The sequence below is a fragment of the Brevibacterium gallinarum genome (assembly GCF_014836885.1).
In the GTDB taxonomy this organism is placed as follows: Bacteria; Actinomycetota; Actinomycetes; order Actinomycetales; family Brevibacteriaceae; genus Brevibacterium; species Brevibacterium gallinarum.
On the sequence record NZ_JACSPY010000021.1, the window covers coordinates 1 to 16,767 of the forward strand.

General features: G+C 69.8%; 16 protein-coding genes and 1 riboswitch. Of the genes, 10 read left to right on the plus strand and 6 right to left on the minus strand.

The window, feature by feature from the left end; genetic code table 11:
* Nucleotides 1-608 (minus strand): hypothetical protein (locus H9634_RS13600; RefSeq protein ID WP_191727348.1); only part of this gene is annotated, 608 nt, incomplete at its 3' end.
* 470 nt (nucleotides 609-1,078) lie between these two features.
* Here H9634_RS13600 and H9634_RS13605 point away from each other — a divergent pair.
* From H9634_RS13605 to H9634_RS13625, 5 genes are read left to right on the plus strand one after another with little or no spacing between them, the layout of a single operon-like run.
* A complete protein-coding gene (locus H9634_RS13605; protein WP_191727349.1) occupies nucleotides 1,079-1,720 on the plus strand; it encodes an ABC transporter permease in 642 nt (213 codons plus the stop codon).
* Nucleotides 1,713-3,188, plus strand: a complete 1,476-nt coding sequence (locus H9634_RS13610) for an ABC transporter ATP-binding protein (RefSeq protein ID WP_191727350.1) — start codon at nucleotides 1,713-1,715, stop codon at nucleotides 3,186-3,188. The genes H9634_RS13605 and H9634_RS13610 overlap by 8 nt, the downstream gene beginning before the upstream one ends.
* Nucleotides 3,185-3,934: an ABC transporter permease gene (locus H9634_RS13615; protein ID WP_191727351.1), complete on the plus strand. Its 750-nt coding sequence runs from the start codon at nucleotides 3,185-3,187 to the stop codon at nucleotides 3,932-3,934. The genes H9634_RS13610 and H9634_RS13615 overlap by 4 nt, the downstream gene beginning before the upstream one ends.
* Nucleotides 3,931-4,959, plus strand: a complete 1,029-nt coding sequence (locus tag H9634_RS13620; protein ID WP_191727352.1) for a glycine betaine ABC transporter substrate-binding protein — start codon at nucleotides 3,931-3,933, stop codon at nucleotides 4,957-4,959. Before H9634_RS13615 ends, H9634_RS13620 begins: the two co-directional genes overlap by 4 nt.
* 53 nt (nucleotides 4,960-5,012) lie before the next feature.
* Nucleotides 5,013-5,258, plus strand: a complete 246-nt coding sequence (locus tag H9634_RS13625) for a hypothetical protein (protein ID WP_175293299.1) — start codon at nucleotides 5,013-5,015, stop codon at nucleotides 5,256-5,258.
* Here the strand turns inward: H9634_RS13625 and H9634_RS13630 are convergent.
* A complete protein-coding gene (locus H9634_RS13630) occupies nucleotides 5,245-5,544 on the minus strand; it encodes an amphi-Trp domain-containing protein (RefSeq protein WP_191727353.1) in 300 nt (99 codons plus the stop codon). The genes H9634_RS13625 and H9634_RS13630 overlap by 14 nt on opposite strands.
* 286 nt (nucleotides 5,545-5,830) lie before the next feature.
* Between H9634_RS13630 and H9634_RS13635 the strand changes: the two genes are divergently transcribed.
* Complete coding sequence (locus tag H9634_RS13635; protein ID WP_191727354.1) at nucleotides 5,831-6,838, plus strand: baeRF3 domain-containing protein; 1,008 nt, start codon at nucleotides 5,831-5,833, stop codon at nucleotides 6,836-6,838.
* An 11-nt stretch (nucleotides 6,839-6,849) separates the two neighbouring features.
* Here the strand turns inward: H9634_RS13635 and ribH are convergent, their stop codons facing one another.
* Together ribH and ribD are read right to left on the minus strand one after the other, a co-directional pair.
* Nucleotides 6,850-7,338 carry a 6,7-dimethyl-8-ribityllumazine synthase gene (gene ribH, locus H9634_RS13640; protein ID WP_191727355.1) on the minus strand — a complete coding sequence of 163 codons (489 nt, stop codon included), beginning with the start codon at nucleotides 7,336-7,338 and terminating at the stop codon, nucleotides 6,850-6,852.
* A 52-nt stretch (nucleotides 7,339-7,390) separates the two neighbouring features.
* Nucleotides 7,391-9,877: a bifunctional diaminohydroxyphosphoribosylaminopyrimidine deaminase/5-amino-6-(5-phosphoribosylamino)uracil reductase RibD gene (gene ribD / locus H9634_RS14635; protein ID WP_225210982.1), complete on the minus strand. Its 2,487-nt coding sequence runs from the start codon at nucleotides 9,875-9,877 to the stop codon at nucleotides 7,391-7,393.
* Between the two features lie 101 nt (nucleotides 9,878-9,978).
* A riboswitch (FMN riboswitch) is annotated at nucleotides 9,979-10,121 on the minus strand.
* Nucleotides 10,122-10,283: 162 nt separating this feature from the next.
* Here ribD and H9634_RS13655 point away from each other — a divergent pair.
* Nucleotides 10,284-11,807 (plus strand): outer membrane protein assembly factor BamB family protein, encoded by a 1,524-nt coding sequence (locus H9634_RS13655; protein ID WP_191727356.1) that lies wholly within the window; start codon nucleotides 10,284-10,286, stop codon nucleotides 11,805-11,807.
* A gap of 40 nt (nucleotides 11,808-11,847) precedes the next feature.
* Here H9634_RS13655 and pdxS read toward each other — a convergent pair whose 3' ends face one another.
* Nucleotides 11,848-12,813, minus strand: coding sequence for a pyridoxal 5'-phosphate synthase lyase subunit PdxS (pdxS, locus tag H9634_RS13660; RefSeq protein ID WP_191727357.1), 966 nt, complete (start codon nucleotides 12,811-12,813; stop codon nucleotides 11,848-11,850).
* Nucleotides 12,814-13,000: 187 nt separating this feature from the next.
* Between pdxS and H9634_RS13665 the strand changes: the two genes are divergently transcribed.
* Nucleotides 13,001-14,449, plus strand: a complete 1,449-nt coding sequence (locus H9634_RS13665) for an aminotransferase-like domain-containing protein (RefSeq protein WP_191727358.1) — start codon at nucleotides 13,001-13,003, stop codon at nucleotides 14,447-14,449.
* A 6-nt stretch (nucleotides 14,450-14,455) separates the two neighbouring features.
* Here the strand turns inward: H9634_RS13665 and H9634_RS13670 are convergent, their stop codons facing one another.
* Nucleotides 14,456-15,430: an NAD(P)H-binding protein gene (locus H9634_RS13670; protein ID WP_191727359.1), complete on the minus strand. Its 975-nt coding sequence runs from the start codon at nucleotides 15,428-15,430 to the stop codon at nucleotides 14,456-14,458.
* Between the two features lie 25 nt (nucleotides 15,431-15,455).
* Here H9634_RS13670 and H9634_RS13675 point away from each other — a divergent pair, with 25 nt between their 5' ends.
* The gene (locus tag H9634_RS13675) at nucleotides 15,456-16,160 is read left to right on the plus strand and encodes a CPBP family glutamic-type intramembrane protease (protein ID WP_191727360.1); all 705 of its coding nucleotides are present in this window, start codon (nucleotides 15,456-15,458) and stop codon (nucleotides 16,158-16,160) included.
* Between the two features lie 112 nt (nucleotides 16,161-16,272).
* Nucleotides 16,273-16,602, plus strand: coding sequence for a biopolymer transporter Tol (locus H9634_RS13680; RefSeq protein WP_191727361.1), 330 nt, complete (start codon nucleotides 16,273-16,275; stop codon nucleotides 16,600-16,602).
* Nucleotides 16,603-16,767: the final 165 nt, after the last annotated feature.

Sequence of the window (16,767 nt, forward strand, 5' to 3'; positions counted from 1 at the left end):
GTGACCAGCGCGGCAATCGCGGCCTTGACCTCCGAGAAGTACACGCTCTTCTTCGTGGCCGTGATCGAGACCAGCAGTGTATCGAGCTGCCCGAGCAGTGTCGGGTCGATTGTGGCGGCCTGGCTTGCTGCGTAGGTGAAGCGGTCAAAGCTGAGCTTGCCGGACCGAATTCGTGCGGTGAGTTTCGGCAGCCCGATGAACGCCGTGGCAGCGCCGGTCACCCGTGACCATGCGGTGCTCGACGTGACGTCGAGGGCGTGGGCGAGAGCAGTCAGCGTCGGTGTGCCGATGCGCTCCCGCAGCCAGGTGAGCGCCTCTGCGCGCGCCGCGTCCGAAGCGCCAGCTTCACCAGCAGTCTCATCAACTTCGGCAGCAGTCTCAGTACGTTCAGCCGAACCGACTCCCGCGAGGAAATGCAACGCATCGACCTGCGTGTCAATGTTGTCGCGGCTGTCGGAACGCACCCGTTCGAGCACAACACCGAACATCTCCTCATAGCCCTGCAGGTGCGCCCGTTCGAGCACGCTGAGAGATTCTTCGAACGCTGAGAACCTCGTCCGGTACGCACCAGCAGACACCGACACGGGCGCTTCAGCTGTCGCTGTCATCGCCGCTGCCTCCCTCCGCTTACCGGTGCAGTGGTTCCATCACGCCATGAGGCACTGACATCGCCCTCTGACCAGAGGCGACGCCGGAAAGTAGGCTCCGCAGCACCCGTGACGGCCACTGGATTCACGATCATGGCCATCACTCCTCCGTGCTCCTGACTTCCGTGCTTCTCCTGCCTTGCTTCCATCACAGCACGAGGCACTGACATCACTCGCTCACCAGCAGATATACACCCGACGGGCACTGAGTTGGGGTCGGCAGACCCCACCCAGCGACCACCTCGGCAGCGGCGACCACCGCCTCGGGAGCGGTACCCCCCCATCCTGGCAACGGCGACCCCCGGCTCGGGTGCGGAGGCCGCCCCAGCAGACACCGCACCCGGCAAGGCGCACTGACGTTATCCGCTGTCAGGTGTAGACTCGCAGGTCAAGGCACGATCCACTGACGGCAGCCGAGGGGAGCCACGCACGTGTGGGAGTACTTCACGCAGCGCTCTGACCAGATCCTCTTCGCCTCCTGGCAGCACTTCAGCCTCGTGGGCCAGAGCCTCCTGCTCGCCACCCTCATCGCCGTCGTCATCGCGGTGCTGTCCTACCGCTCCTCGGCCATGAGCGCAGCCGCCAACAGCGTGTCCGCGATCGGCCTGACGATCCCGTCGTTCGCACTCGTCGGCCTGCTCATCGCCCCGGTCGGCTTCGGTGTCATCCCCGCCGTCATCGTCGTGACCTTCTACGCCGCCCTGCCGATCCTGCGCAACGCCCTCGTCGGGCTCTCCGGCATCCCCGACGACGTCGTCGAATCCGCCCGCGGCATCGGCATGAGCCGCATGCGCACCCTGCTGACCGTCGAACTGCCGATGGCCTGGCCGGTCATCCTCGCCGGCGTCCGGGTCTCCGGGCAGATGGTGATGGGCATCGCGACGATCGCCGCCTACTCCCTGGGCCCCGGCCTCGGCGCCTTCATCTTCTCCGGCCTCGACCGCCTCGGCGGGGCGAACTCGCTCGAATCCGTCGTCATCGGCGTCGTCGGCGTCATCATCCTCGCCTTCATCCTCGACCTGCTGCTTGTGGCAGTCGGCCGTCTGACCATTCCGAGGGGTATCCGTGTCTGAGAACCACCGCACTGCATCCACCGCTTCCGAGGCGCCCGGCACCGAACACGATTCGGGCACCCAGGGCGTGTCGATCACCCTGGAGGGGATCACCAAGCGCTACGACTCCGGCAAGCCGCCGGCTGTCGACGGGCTGAACATGGAGATCCCGGCCGGGTCGATCGTGATGTTCTGCGGGCCCTCGGGCTGCGGGAAGACGACGACGCTGAAGATGATCAACCGGCTCATCGAACCCAGCTCCGGCCGGGTGCTCATCGACGGGGAGGACGTCACCGACCTCGATGCCGACAGGCTGCGCCGCCGCCTCGGCTACGTCATCCAGGCCGGCGGGCTGTTTCCGCACATGACGGTGGCCAAGAACATTGGGCTGGTGCCCAGGATGCTCGGCTGGGACGCCAGCCGGATCCGCGCCCGCGTCGACGAGCTGCTCGAACTCGTCTCCCTCGACCCGGCCACCTACCGCGACCGGTTCCCCCGCGAGCTCTCCGGCGGCCAGCAGCAGCGCGTCGGTGTCGCCCGGGCGCTGGCAGCGGACCCGCCGGTACTGCTCATGGATGAGCCCTTCGGCGCCGTCGACCCGATCACCCGGCAGCGGCTGCAGGATGAGCTCATCGCCATCCACTCCGAGCTGAAGAAGACGATCGTGTGCGTCACCCACGACTTCGATGAGGCCGTCAAGCTCGGCGACTGGATCGTGATCTTCCGCGAAGGCGGCATCCTCGCCCAGTACGACTCACCTGAGAGGATCCTCGCCCAGCCGGCGAACTCCTTCGTCGAGGACTTCATGGGCGCAGGCGCCGGGCTCAAGCAGCTGTCCCTGTCCCGCCTCGATGACGTCGAGCTGACCGAGCCGGTGCGCGTGCGTGCTGGTGCTCCCGCCGCCGAGGCGGTGGAGACGATGCGGGCGGCAGGAGAGGACTATGTGGTCGTCGTCGACGACCAGGACCGGCCCGTCGACTGGCTCATCGCCAGCCAGCTCGAACGCTTGGAGACCCTGCCGACGCAGGTGAATGAGGACCTGCCGGTGGTCTACAACCGCGCCTCCCTCAACGACGCTCTCGACTCGATGCTCGTGACGACGACGTCATCGGCGATCGTCGTCGGAAAGCGCCGCCAGATGCTCGGGCTCGTCACCGTCGACACGATCATGGACGTCATCTCCGGGCTCAACGGTCGCGCCCACGACACTGCCGCCGAGGCGCCGCTGGGGCAGAACGAACCCGAGGAGTTCGAGATCCCCGAAGACGACGGGCGCACCGGCCGCAACACCGACGAGGCGATCGCTGCCAAGCAGCGCGAAGACTCGACCGCAGACACAGGCGACGCCGGTGACGACACGGCTGCCGGCGACCCGGCAGGCGGTGCGATTGCCGACGACACAGCAGGCAACACGACAGGCGACACGGCTGCCGGTGAGCCTGACGATCGTCCGGCCGGCGCGCACCGCGCAGACGGGGACAGGCCATGAGCACCCTGACCGCCGGACAGCGCCGGGACATCCGCGACCTGCTCGTGCAGGCCGGGCTCATCGTCGTGGCCTTCGGCGTGCTCATCTGGTGGCTGCTGACCACGGATCTCACCGACGTCGAATCCTCGACTCTGGCGCCCGGTGCAGTCTGGTCGCTGACGCTGGAGCACCTGCTGCTCACCGTCGTCTCCGCCGTCATCGTGCTCGCCGTGGCGATCCCGCTCGGCATCCTGCTCACCCGCCCGGCCCTGCGCCGGGCCGCAGGACCGGTCATGGCCGTGGCGAACATCGGCCAGGCCGCCCCGGCTGTCGGCATCATCGTGCTGTTCGGATTCTGGCTCGGCTTCGGCCTGCAAGCCGCCATCGCAGCACTCGTCGTCTACGCGCTGCTGCCGGTGCTGCGCAACACGATGGTCGGCCTCACCCAGGTCGACCGGCAGCTCATCGAAGCCGGCCGCGGCATGGGCATGAGCGCTGCCGCCGTGCTCTTCCGCGTCGAACTGCCGCTTGCAGTGCCCGTCATGCTCTCCGGCATCCGCACCGCACTCGTCCTGCTCGTCGGCACCGCCACCCTGGCGACCTTCGTCAACGGCGGCGGACTCGGCCTGCTCATCACCACCGGAGTGACCCTCGACCTCACCCGGGTGCTCATCGCCGGGGCCATCCTCGTCGCCCTGCTCGCCCTCGTCGTCGACTGGACCGGACGCGTCGTCGAACTGGCCGTACGGCCGAAGGGACTGGCATGACATCCCACCCGACCACCACCCCGGTCAGCCGCAGACGCACGAGGCTCGGCCGCCTCGGCGCCGGGATCGCACTGCTGAGCACCCTGGCGCTCGGTGCCTGCGGACTGCAGCCCTCGGCCGCCTACATTCCGCCGGTCGGCCCCGGGTCGATCGAGGAGATCCCCGGTGCCGCCGACGGGAAGGTCTTCACGGTCACGAGCAAGAACTTCACCGAAGCAGTCATCCTCGGCAAGATCTCCGTCATCGCCGCCGAGGCCGCCGGATTCAGCGTCAAGGACCTCACGAACGTGCCCGGCAGCGTCTCAGCCCGCAAGCTCATGACGAGCGGGCAGGCCGACCTGACCTGGGAGTACACCGGCACCGCCTGGCTGACCTACCTGAATGAGGAAGAGGGCATCGCCGATCCGCACGAGCAGTGGCAGGCCGTCCACGACGCCGACCTGGACAACGGCCTGACCTGGGGCCCGGCTGCCGAGCTCAACAACTCCTATGGCATGGCGATCCGGCCCGACGCCCCCGGCGAGCTCGGCGCGGTGACGAAGATGTCGCAGCTGGCAGACCTGAAGCCGGAGGACCGCACGATCTGCGTGGCCGCCGAATTCAACTCCCGGCCCGACGGGCTCACCCCGATGCTGGAGGCCTACGACATTCCGCGCGGGGAAGCCGACGGCACACCGGAGGACAACATCGGCATCTACGACGCCGGCCCGATCTACTCCGCAACGGCCGCCGGGCAGTGCAACTTCGGCAACGTCTACCTCACCGACGGCCGGATCAAGGCGATGGACCTCGTCGTCCTCGAAGACGACAGGCAGTTCTTCCCCGCCTACAACGCAGCCCCCGTGTTCTTCACCCAGACGCTCGAGGAGTATCCGCAGCTTGAAGAGGTCTACGCGCCGATCGCCGAGAAGCTCACCACCGAGCAGATGCAGGAGCTCAACCGGCAGGTCGACGTCGACGGCGACGACCCCGTCGACGTGGCGCTGCGCTGGATGGTCGACGAAGGCTTCGTCACCGAACGGTGACCCAGCGTCTAAGCGGTAGGCTCGTCACCGACACGTGACGGAAGGAAACGGCGATGTTGGGGCTGAATCTCACCGAAGGCACGGTGCTCATCATCTGGCTGATCGGCATCGCCTGCGCGGCCGGCACCCGGCGCGAACCCGGTGACACCGCCCGCTACCCGCTCACCGTCATGGCCGCCCTGTTCGTCCCGGTCATCGGTTCGGTCTATGCGGTTGTACGGTTCTTCCAGGTGCGGGCACGCCACCGGCAGCAGCGCGGACTCGGCCGCGCGAAGGACACAGCGCTCAGCCGAGAGTGAGCGGCTCGTCGGCTGCGATCGGGCCGTCCTCGCCGACCCGCCAGGAGATCTCGACCTCCACCTCGCGTTTGGTGCCCTTGCTCGGCTTCTGCTCGGTCGCCGGCTTGTCCTCGTCGACGACCTCGACGGACAGGCGCACCGAGCTCGGCATCTCCAGCCGGGTCTCTTCAGCGCCCTGACGGAACACGAGCGTGCCCTCGGCGATCTGGTCGGCGAGCTGCTGGAGCAGGTCGGCGAGCTCGTCGCGGCTGCGGATCTCTTTGGTCTTGAGGTGAACGGTCTTCACAGTGACATCCCTTCAGGTGCAGGGTGCCGGCGCAGATGCCGTGACAACGGCGGAAAGGCGCGCAACCGGCCGGATACCCATCGTATCGGAGTCCGCATCTGCGGGATACGGGCGTCGTGAGAGCAGAAACAAAAGGTCTCGCCTGCTGGCACCAGTTCACAAGCGTGACCTGCATCGCTAAGCTCTGTGTATGGACGTCACTCATACTCTCGGTTCATTTGACTACGTTGACCCAACTGATCTCAAGAGGATGGCTGAGGCCTCAGGACCCAAGGTGACCATCCTGATGCCGACATCGCGAGCGGATCACCAATCCCGTGAATCCTCCACCCGGCTCAAGTCACTGCTCGATGAGGCGGGCCGCAAGCTCGCCGACGCCGGCGTCGAGGCGAAGGAAGCAAAGGAGATCCTCGCCCCGCTCAACGACCTCGTCAACGACGGCCCGTTCTGGCGGCAGCAGGCCGACGGACTGGCCCTCTACGCAGCCAAGGGCATGACGCTGACCTACCGGCTCGGTGTGCCGCTGACCGAGCACGTCAGCGTCGGCGACTCGATGACGGTCCGCCCGATCGCCCCAGCGCTCGCCCAGTCCCATGCCTTCTACATCCTGGCGCTGTCACGGAACAAAGTGCGCCTGTTCGACGCGACGAAGGACTCGATCGTCGAACTCGACCTCGGTGAGACCGTGCCGCAGAGCATGGACGACGTCGTCGACCCCGATGAGCGGCAGCGGCAGCTGCAGAGCCGGTCGATCGGCGGTGACCGTGCCATGTTCCACGGCCACGGCGCCGGCGGAGAGGTCGACCGGATCTTCGTCGAGAAGTTCGTCAAGGCCGTCGGCGAAGGCGTCGGAACGCTGCTCGGCAAAGCCCGCAGCCAGCCGCTGATCCTCGCAGCCGTGGCTGAGGCGATGCCGCTGTTCAAGCCCGTGTGCACCTACCCGGCGCTGCTCGACGAGATGGTCGCCGGCAACCCCGATGACCGCACGCCCGGCCAGCTGCACGCCGATGCCTGGGAGGTCGTCATGCCGGCCTTCGCCGAACGCGACGACGCAGCCTACTCCCGCTTCGCCGATGCGCAGGGCACCGGCCGCGGCGTCACCCAGACCGATGTCATCCGCGAGGCGGCTGCCGAGGGGCGGGTCGACACGCTGTTCATCAACCCGTCGCTCACGGCCTCAGAGGGCAGCGGCGATGTCGATTCCGCGATCCTGTCGACGCTGCAGAACTCCGGCACGATCGTCATCATCTCCGACGGCCGGGTCGAGAACGTCGCAGCGCTGATGCGGTACTGACCCCCGGCCGCTCAGGCGGTCCTGATCTCTGTCAGAGCGGCGAGTGCGGCAAGGGCTGCGCTCGCCGCTTCGTGTCCCTTGTCCTCCCGTGAGCCCGGCAGCCCAGCCCGGTTGCGGGCCTGCTCGTCGTCATCGCAGGTCAGCAGCCCGAACCCGACCGGTGTGCCGGTCTCGGCCGCCACCTGGGCCAGCCCGTCGGTGGCGGCCCGGCAGACGTAGTCGAAGTGCGGGGTGCCGCCGCGGATGACGACGCCGAGTGCGACGACGGCGTCGAAGCGTTCCGCCGCCGCACGGGCCAGCAGCGGCAGCTCGAAGCTGCCCGGCGCCCGGAAGACGCTGACCTCCATCCCGGTCGTCTCAGCTACGGCCTCGGCGAGGGCGCGCTGGGCGCCGGCGAGGAGCCCGTCCATCACCTCGGTGTGCCAGGAGGAGGCGACGATCGCCACGCGGGTGCCCGGTGCGGCCTGCGGCTTCATCCTCGGTGCTCCGCTCGATGCCATGATGTGATCCCTTCTCTCAGTGTTCGGTGCGGTGTCCGGTGCAGTGCCCGGTTCAGTTCTGGTGGGCGGCTGGGGTGTGCGTGTCGAGCCACGTGCGCAGGTCGGCGATCGAGATGACCGGCAGCCCGAACCGGGTCCCGAAGGCCAGCAGCGCGTCGAGGCGCATGACCTCGCCGGTGTCGTCGACGACCTCGGCGATCGCTGCGACCGGCCGGCAGCCGGCCAGCCGGGCGAGTTCGACTCCGGCCTCGGTGTGCCCGGCGCGCTCGCGGACCCCGCCTGCGGCGGCGATGAGCGGGAACACATGCCCCGGCCGGGTCAGCTGCTCCGGGCCCGCCTGCGGGTCGGCCAGCGTGCGCAGGGTTGTCGTGCGCTCACCGGCGCTGATGCCGGTGTCCAGGCCGCGGGCATCGCAGCTGACGGTGTAGTTCGTGCCCTTCGGGTCCTCGTTTACCGCGGTCATGGCCGGCAGATCGAGGTGGGCTGCGATCTCAGCGGTCATCGGCGCGCACACCACGCCGGAGGTGTGGCGGACGATGAAGCCCATCCACTCCGGGCTCAGCAGCTCGGCCGGCACGATGAGGTCGCCTTCGTTCTCGCGGTCGGCATCGTCGACGACGATCGCCGGCACACCGCGGCGCAGCCGGCTGATCGCCTCCTCGATCGAGTCGAGCCCGCGTGCCGGGGACGCGTCGGCTGCGGTGGTCTCCCACGGCTTGTCCTGCCACGGCGACGGCGGCGCCTGCACGGGATCGGCGCGTCGCACGTGCCGTCCGGCGAGGCTCTGGGCGTACTTGGCCAGCACATCGGTTTCGATGTTGACGAGGTCCCCGACGCTCGCCTGCCCGAACGTCGTCGCGGCCAGGGTCGCCGGGATGAGCCCGACCTCGCACCACGGCTGCCCGGCACCTGCCGGGGAGACAGCGGTGATCGTCAGCGAGGTGCCGTCGAGTGCGATCGAACCCTTCTCCACGCACAGCGGGGCGAGCGTGGCTGGCAGCTCGATGCGCATCCGCGTCCACGCCCCGCAGTCCTCGAACACGCTGATCCGCCCGACCCCGTCGACGTGGCCTTGGACGATGTGCCCGTCGAAGCGCCCGCTGGCCGGCATGCAGCGTTCGAGGTTCACCTGCGCGCCCGCCCGCAGCGCGCCCAGGCTCGTGCGCGCCAGCGTCTCGCCCATGATGTCGGCGGTGAAGACCCCCGGGCCCGAGGTGCCGGCCGGGTTCTCATCAGCTGGCGCGGTGTCGGCGGGAGTGCGGGTGGCGGTGAGGCAGACGCCGTTGACGGCCAGGGACCCGCCGGCTGGCAGGTCGTCGATGAGGCTGCCGGCCCTGATGCTGATGCGGGCGGTGTCGGTGCCGGGAACGGAGGTGACGGATAAGACGGTGCCGGTGGCTTCGATGATGCCGGTGAACATGTGGTGACTCCTGTGGTCGGTGGTGGATGGGGCTGGCGGTGCCTGGGCCGGGGCGGCGGGTGCCGGTCTCAGGTGCAGGATGGTGTCCGTCCCGCTCGTGGCAGCGGCAGGGGCAGCAAGGTCATCGGGGATGAAGCGCGGGGCGGCTGCGAGTGTCGGCACCTCAAGGCCGGTGGTGGCGGCGAGCCCGCCGGTGCCGAGCAGCTGCGGGCCGAGGTGGAGGAACAGCTCGTCGACGAGCCCGGCGGTCAGGAAGCCGCTGAGCAGGTGCGCCCCGCCCTCGACGAGCACGTGCTCGATCCCGCGGGCCCGCAGCTGCCGCAGTGCGTGCAGCAGGTCGTGGGTGCGCAGGTGGATGGTGCGCGGGTCGGCGGCGAGGTGGCTGGAGGCGTCGAGATCGCGGGTGCCGATGACGACCGGCACCGGCTGCCGGGCCGCAGCGCGGCCGTCGACGCGGGCGGTGAGCCGCGGATTGTCGGCCCGGGCGGTGCCGGTGCCGACGATGACGGCATCGACCCGGGCGCGCAGCGCGTGCACGCGGGACCGGGTCTCATCGGAGGTGATCCACTGACTGGTGCCGTCGGCAGCGGCGATCCGCCCGTCGAGGCTCTGGGCGAGCTTCGCCGTCACGAACGGCCGGGACGCACGCTGTGCGGCCACCCACCGGTCATTGAGTGCAGCCGCCTCATCGGCTGCCAGCCCGGCGACCACCTCGCGTCCGGCCGCCCGCAGCACCTCGGCACCACCGGCGGCGACCGGATTCGGGTCGGCTGCCGCGTAGACGATGCGCGGGATCCCGGCCCTGACGATCGTGTGCGCACACGACGGGGTCCGGCCGACATGTGCGCAGGGTTCGAGCGTGACGACGAGCGTGGCAGTGCCGAGGTCGATGCCGGCTGCGACGGCGGCTGCCAGGGCTGCCGGTTCGGCGTGCGGGTGCCCAGCGCCTGCGTGGTAGCCGGTGACGATCGTCCCGTCGGCGCTGATGACGGCGGCACCGACGACGGGGGTGGCCCCGCGCTGGCCGCGGCGGGCGGCGGCGAGGGCAGCGGACATGGCCCGGCGTTCACGGGCAGTGATCCCGGCGGCAGGCGCGGCGGGTGCAGATGAGCGGTGCATTCTCCCTCTCCTCCTACCGGGGAGACGGGAGCCAGGCGGCAGGCGTCCGCGCAGACACGGGTGCGCCGCTGCCGGTCCGGGCAGACACGGGTGCCCTGGACCGTGTGTTCCTCCCATCCAGACTTTCACTGTCGGTCTCGGAATCGCACCGAGTCAGCCGAACCCCTCCGCCCGTGTGGGCTTCGGCGTTCGGGTCGCGGACTGTCACCGCCGGTACGGAATCTCACCGTCCCCGGAACATCTGCCCACACCGTAGCACGCGTCACAGACACACCGGTCACCGCGCCCGAGGCGGTGGGCGCCTCCCGTACTCCGCCACCGCCGTTGTCCGACCCGTCTGGCATAGTGAAGACAGGATGCTCACCAGGGAGATCATCACGGTGTCCCTGCTTGCGAAGGAACAGTCATGCACCCGTTCTCCCGCCCCGCGCTCGCCCTCATCGCCGCCGGCGCTCTCACACTGGCCGCCGGATGCACGGCCGCAGATGACGCACCCGGCAGCTCGCCTGCGCCCAGCACCCCGGAACCGCCGCAGCTGAGCGAGGCGATCACCCTCGACTTCTACGCCAGCCTGCTGGCCGACAACGACACCGACCGGGCGCTGGTCGCCGACGCCATGGGCGGCAGGCTCGTCGCCGTCGGCGCCGATGGTGCCGAGCTGTGGAGCCACCAGGCGCAGGTCGATATGGACCGGCCCGACAGCGTGGCCGCCTACTCCCACGGCCAGACCGTCATCGTCGATGACGGGACCGGCCGTCTGCGCGCACTCGACTGGGGCGACGGCAGCGAAGCCTGGACGTATACGCCTGCCGATGCCGATCTCGGCTGCACCGAACCGGGAGACTACTACTCGTCCTCCTCCACCGGAACGAGCGCACTGGGCGAGGACGGGATCATCCTGCTCGAATACGGGATGATCGACGCCGAGCGCGGCAGCTGCACCGGCGCTGAGCAGAAGGCCATGGTCCTCGGCCTCGATCCGGCCTCCGGCCAGCCGGCGTGGCCGGCCGTGCAGGCGGCCGCCGATGCGCAGCCCATGGGCGGGGCGAACCTGCAGATCACCCCGGACCGCACGCGCGCCTACCTGCCGTGGCGCGATGGCGACGGCAGCTTCCTCACCCGCCTCGACCTGGCATCGGGCCAGCATGCCACCGTCGACCTCAGCACGTACGGCGAGCAGGGCCTCGGCTTCGGCATCTACCCGCAGACGGCACCCGGCACGTTTGTCTACGCCTTCGGCACCGCCGATCCTGACGACCCGTACGCCGGGTCCGTCACCCGCACCGCACTGCTGACGGTGCCGACGGACCTGCCGGAGAGCTCTGGGGTGCTCACCCCGCTCAGCACTGCCGACGATCCTGACCTCGCCGCGGGCATCGACTTCAGTGAGGAACCGGTCGACTACTGTGCCGCCCGGCCCATCTCCACCGCCGCGGGCACTTTCGTGTGCGCGAGCACCCAGCTGTTCGCCTCCCGGATCCTGGTGCTCGGCTCACTGCTCGACGGCGAGGCCTGGCACACCGACATCTCCGAGGACGCCTTCGAATTCGGGCTGTTCACCGAGCAGTACGGTCGCCTCCACACACCCGTCGACGGCACCGACGCGCCGCTGGTCATCATGCCCGGTCTCGACGCCGGCGTCCGGGCCGTCAACGCCGCTGACGGATCGACACTCTGGGAGGCAGGAGAGGACGCCGATCCGCTCGATCCGGTCGAAGGCAGCTACGGATTCGGCGGCAACGGCGCACTCCCGCAGCTCGGCCTCATCCCGGTGCTGCTCAACGACGCGGTGCACTTCTTCACGCTTGACGGCACCGAGCACGCCGAGGCCCACGATGTCGGCCAGTATGCCGAGCCGAGTGCCACCGGCCGCTGGTTCGCAGCAGCCGCCGGTGAGTCCACCACGCTGTGGACCGTCACCGGCGGCTGAACGACGCCGCTGTGCGGTGCTGGCTGCGCTGCGCTGAGTCTCACCAACCGCGCTCGGCCAGGCGGTGCGGGGCCGGCAGGTCGCTGACGTTCAGCCCGACCATCGCCTCACCGAGCCCACGGGAGACCTCGGCGAGCACCTCGGGGTTGTCATAGTTCGCCGTGGCCGTGACGACGGCTTTGGCCCGTGCCTCCGGGTTGCCGGACTTGAAGATGCCCGAGCCGACGAACACACCCTCGGCACCGAGCTGCATCATCATCGCCGCATCAGCAGGGGTGGACACGCCCCCGGCGACGAACGTGACGACCGGCAGACGGCCGTCGCGGGCGACGGTGCGCACGAGGTCGAACGGCGCCTGCAGCTCCTTGGCCGCAACATAGAGCTCATCTTCGTTCAGCGCGGACAGCCGGCGGATCTCAGCGCTGATCGTGCGGATGTGGCGGGTCGCCTCCGAGACATCGCCGGTGCCGGCCTCGCCCTTCGAACGGATCATGTCGGCACCTTCGTTGATGCGGCGCAGCGCCTCGCCGAGGTTGGTGGCACCGCACACGAACGGCACCTCGAAGGCGCGCTTGTCGATGTGGTTGACGTAGTCGGCAGGGGAGAGGACCTCGGATTCGTCGACGTAGTGCACGCCGAGGGACTGCAGGATCTGCGCTTCGACGAAGTGGCCGATGCGCGCCTTGGCCATGACCGGAATCGACACGGCCTCGAGGATCCCGGCGATGAGGTCCGGGTCGCTCATCCGGGCGACCCCGCCCTGGGCGCGGATATCGGCAGGCACCCGTTCGAGCGCCATGACGGCCACTGCACCGGCGTCTTCGGCGATGCGGGCCTGATCAGGGGTGACGACGTCCATGATGACGCCGCCGGCCAGTGAGCGTGCGAGTTCGGAGCTCAGCTGGGCGTCGGCGGCGCGCTGGTGCTCGGCGCTGCCGGCGGTGCCTGCGGTGGGCGTGTGCGCAGCGTCGTCAGAGGCGGTGTTCTGGGTCAGTGTGGCAGTCATGCAGTCTCCTGGGTCTCAGCGGGCGCCGGGCACCCGCGGGTGGTGAACCGGACGACCAGGCGCCCGGCGGGTATTCGTGAGCCTAACGAGCATTGGACTGCAGATATGGTCCAGTTCCAGGGGTATTCTGTAGTCCAGTTGCGCGCGGTTCCGGAAAGCCGCGAGGCCAGGTGAGGGAGGGGTGCTCATGGCGCATGACGCGGATCTCACGGTGAGGCTCGACCGCAGCTCGCGCATCGGTCTGCCGCTGCAGATCGTCGCCGGCATCCGGGCCGAGATCGCCACCGGCCGTCTGCGCCCAGGCGACAGCCTGCCCTCCAGCCGGGTGCTCGCCGCGCAGCTCGGCGTCGCCCGCGGCACCGTGCAGACGGCGTATGAGCACCTCATCGCCGAGGGTCAGCTCGTCACCGCCGCCCGGTCGGGCACACGCGTCAACCCGGCACTGCAGACGGCGCCGTCGCGCCGACCCTCCGCTGCCCGCGCCCTGACCGGTCGCGGCCTGACCGGTCGCGCCCCGACCGGTCGCGCTTCGGCTGCGCGCCGCTCGGGGACACGTGCCGCGCCGGTGCGAGCGGCCCCCGCCCAGCACTCCACTGACACCTCGGCTGAGGTGCGCATCGATGCCCGGGATGTGAGCGTGCGCCCCGACCCGCGCGACGAGCCCGATTTCCGGGCTGCCTGGCGCCGCGGACTCGACACCCGCGATGTCAGCGATGACGGCTGCGGCACCCAGACGGTGCGCCAGGCGATCGCCGGGCACCTGCGGCTGGTGCGCGGCATGCAGGTCGAACCCGCCGACATCGTGCTGACCGCCGGCGCCCGCGACGGGCTGCGCACCGTCCTCAACGTCCTCGCCCCCACGGCGCTCGGAGTCGAGAGCCCGGGCTTCCCCGGTCTGCGCCGAGCGCTGGCGAACACCCCCACCGTCGATGTGCCCGTCGACGCCGACGGCATCGACCCCGCTGCGATCCCGGTGCGGCTGCGCGCCCTGCTGCTGACCCCCAACCACCTGCATCCGCACGGAGACTCGATGAGCGCGAGGCGACGCGTGCAGCTGCTGCGCTGGGCCGAATCGTGCGGCGGACACCTGATCGAAGACGACTACGACACCGAAGCCCGCTACGCCGGCAGCCTGCCGCCGACCCTCGCCGACCTCGACAGCAGCGGCCGGGTGCTGCACCTCGGATCCTTCGCCACCCTGCTCGGCACGCGCCTGGGCATCGGCTACATCATCGCCACCGGCCCGCTCAGCGCTGCGATCGCCGCCCACCGCCGGATGCTCGGTCCCGCCGCCTCACCGCTCATTCAGGCAGTGCTCGCCGACTACCTGGACTCAGGCGGGCTGCGCCGGCGGATGCTGCGGATGCGCAAGCGGCTGGCGGCCGCCGCCGAGGCGGTCGATGCCGCAGGCCTGCCGCTGACTCATGTGCGCGGGCGGGTGATCCTCGAACGGCCGGCCGGGGATGCGCGGCGCCTGCGGCGCGCACTCGGTGAGCGCGGCATCCTCGTCGACGATCTGGCTGGCAAATGGACCGGCGGGCAGCAGACCGGCATCGAGATCGCGCTGAGCTCGCTCACCGGCCCGGAGCTCTCTACTGTCCTGGCGGCTGTGCGCGATGAGCTCAGCCAGGACTGATGACGCTCAGCAGCGGTCGCCGGGCATCACCGCAAGCGGATCCCGTTCGGCGGCCGGCAGGTGGAGATCCGGCTGTGCCAGCGCCCGCGTCAGGGCAGCCCGGGGTGTCAGCGGCTGATGGGCAGGCGCCCCTGCGAACAGCTCGGCGCGCCAGCTGTCGCCGGAGGAGACCATGTCCTCCTGAAGCGATTCGATGAGCGCCTCGACCGTCGGTCCCGGCAGATCCGTCAGCACCGCCGCAGCCTTCGCGACGAGCGGCTCCGGCAGCGGGCCGCCGGGCACCTGCGGGCGGACGAGCCCGCTGAGCTCAGTGAGCAGATCGATGAGCTCAGGGTACGACATCACCGTCCCGCCGCCGATCGAGAACTGCCCGGTCGGCCGATCGACTCGCAGCGCCGCCTCGATCGCGGCGGCCACATCGGTGATGGCGATCGGCTCGACGAGGTGGCGCATCCACGACGGCACCACTGTGACCGGCAGCCGCGTCGCCAGCTGCCGGACGAGGGCCAGGCTCGTCGAGCCCGCCCCGACGATCATCGCCGCACGCAGCGTGATGACCGTGGCGTCAGCTCTGGAGAGCTCCTGTTCGACTTCGAGGCGTGAGAGCAGATGCTCGGACAGTCGCTCCTCGCCGACAGCCGGGATGATCCCCGAGAGATAGACGATCCGGCTGATGCCTGCAGCATCGGCTGCCCGGCGGACGCGCAGGGCTGACTGCCGGTCGACCGTGCGGAAGTCAGACCCGCCCATCCCGTGGACGAGGTAGACGATGGCATCGGCATCACTGTGAGCCACCACCGTTGATACGGATGCGTCATCGGTGACGTCGAGCCGGGCGGCGGTGACGCGGTCTGCCCACCAGAACGCCCTGAGCTTCTCCGGTGAGCGGGCCGCGGCGGTGACGGTGTGCCCGGCCTCGAGCAGGACGGGGATCGTGCGCGAGGCAACGTATCCGGTGGCGCCGATGAGCAGAACTCGCATTGCAGTCATCTCCTAGACTGGTGCCATGACGTCGCAGCGGGTGCTCACCTCACGTGTTGCTGTCTGGGCGCCTGCGACCGTCACCATTGTCCTCGGCGCGCTGATCCTCCGCAAGGCCTTCGGGCTCGGCGCATCTGCCGGCACTGCGGCACTGCCGCTGTGGAGTCTTGCCCTCGCCGCGGTGTGGACGCTCGGCGGGATCGCCCTCATGCTGCTTGCACGCGCGCATGCCAGACGCCACCGCTCAGCTGACCTCGCACCCGGCCCGCCGACGCGCCGCTCCGCCGCCTCTGCCGGGTGGCGGGCGCTGGCCATCGGCGCGGTGCTGGCGGGCGCGTCGTTCCTCGGCGGCTGGATCCTCAGCCTCATCCCGGCAACCGCGCCGTGGATCACCGCGGCCCTTGTGACTGCCGGGACCTCGGCGGCCGGGCTGACGCTGGCGGCGGCCTTCGTCACGGGGCTGTCGGAAGAGGTGTTCTTCCGCCTCGGCCTGGCCGACCTGTTCCGCGGCCGCGCCCGCTGGATCGCCCCGACCATCGTCTACACGCTCGTCACCTGCGCAACACTCAACCCCGGCCTCATCGCCGCCGCCCCCGTCGTCGGGCTCGCCGCCGCCTGGGCCCGTGAATCGACCGGCCGCTGGTTCGCCCCGCTCATCGTCCATGGCCTGTGGTCGCTCGTCATGGTCGGGATCTTCCCGCTCGCAGCCTCCCTGCTGGGAGGCATCTGATGGCCGCCCGGATCGCCCCAGCACCGGCAGCCCCAGCACCGGCAGCGCCGCGGCAGCCCGGCGCCGAGGTGGGCCGCGCCGTGGTGGGCAGCGCGAGTGCGTGGAGCCGGTGGTGAGCGCTCCGGAGCGGACCGCAGACGGCCGCTACATCATCGTCAAGGGCCGGCGCTGGCGAGCCCAGGATCCTGTGCTGCCTGAAGAGCTGACCGCCCCGCTGCTGAGCGCCCTCGGCACTGCCCGCTCGCAGCTCTCCCGCCGGCGCCAGCTCACCGACGAGCAGACCGCAGCGCTGCGGCAGCGCGTCACCTGGGCCAAAGAGGGCCTCGGTGAGCGCGGCACCCCGTGGTGGGAGCTGACCGAGGATGAGCGGCTCGCCCGCGCACGCGACCGGCTGGAACGCCTGGCGCGCCGGGATGGCGCAGAGCGCGACGGGGATCGCTGAAAGAAATCTGTCCGCCGGTGGAATAATCTCCCCTCCAGCAAAGTTGAGTCTGGTGTACGCAACTTTCATGATGCTGGGTTTGACACTCGAATTCAGCGTGACAAGACTTGAGTCAGATGCACTCAACACCGGCGTCAGCCGGGTTGGGCCTGACTCAGAAGAAAA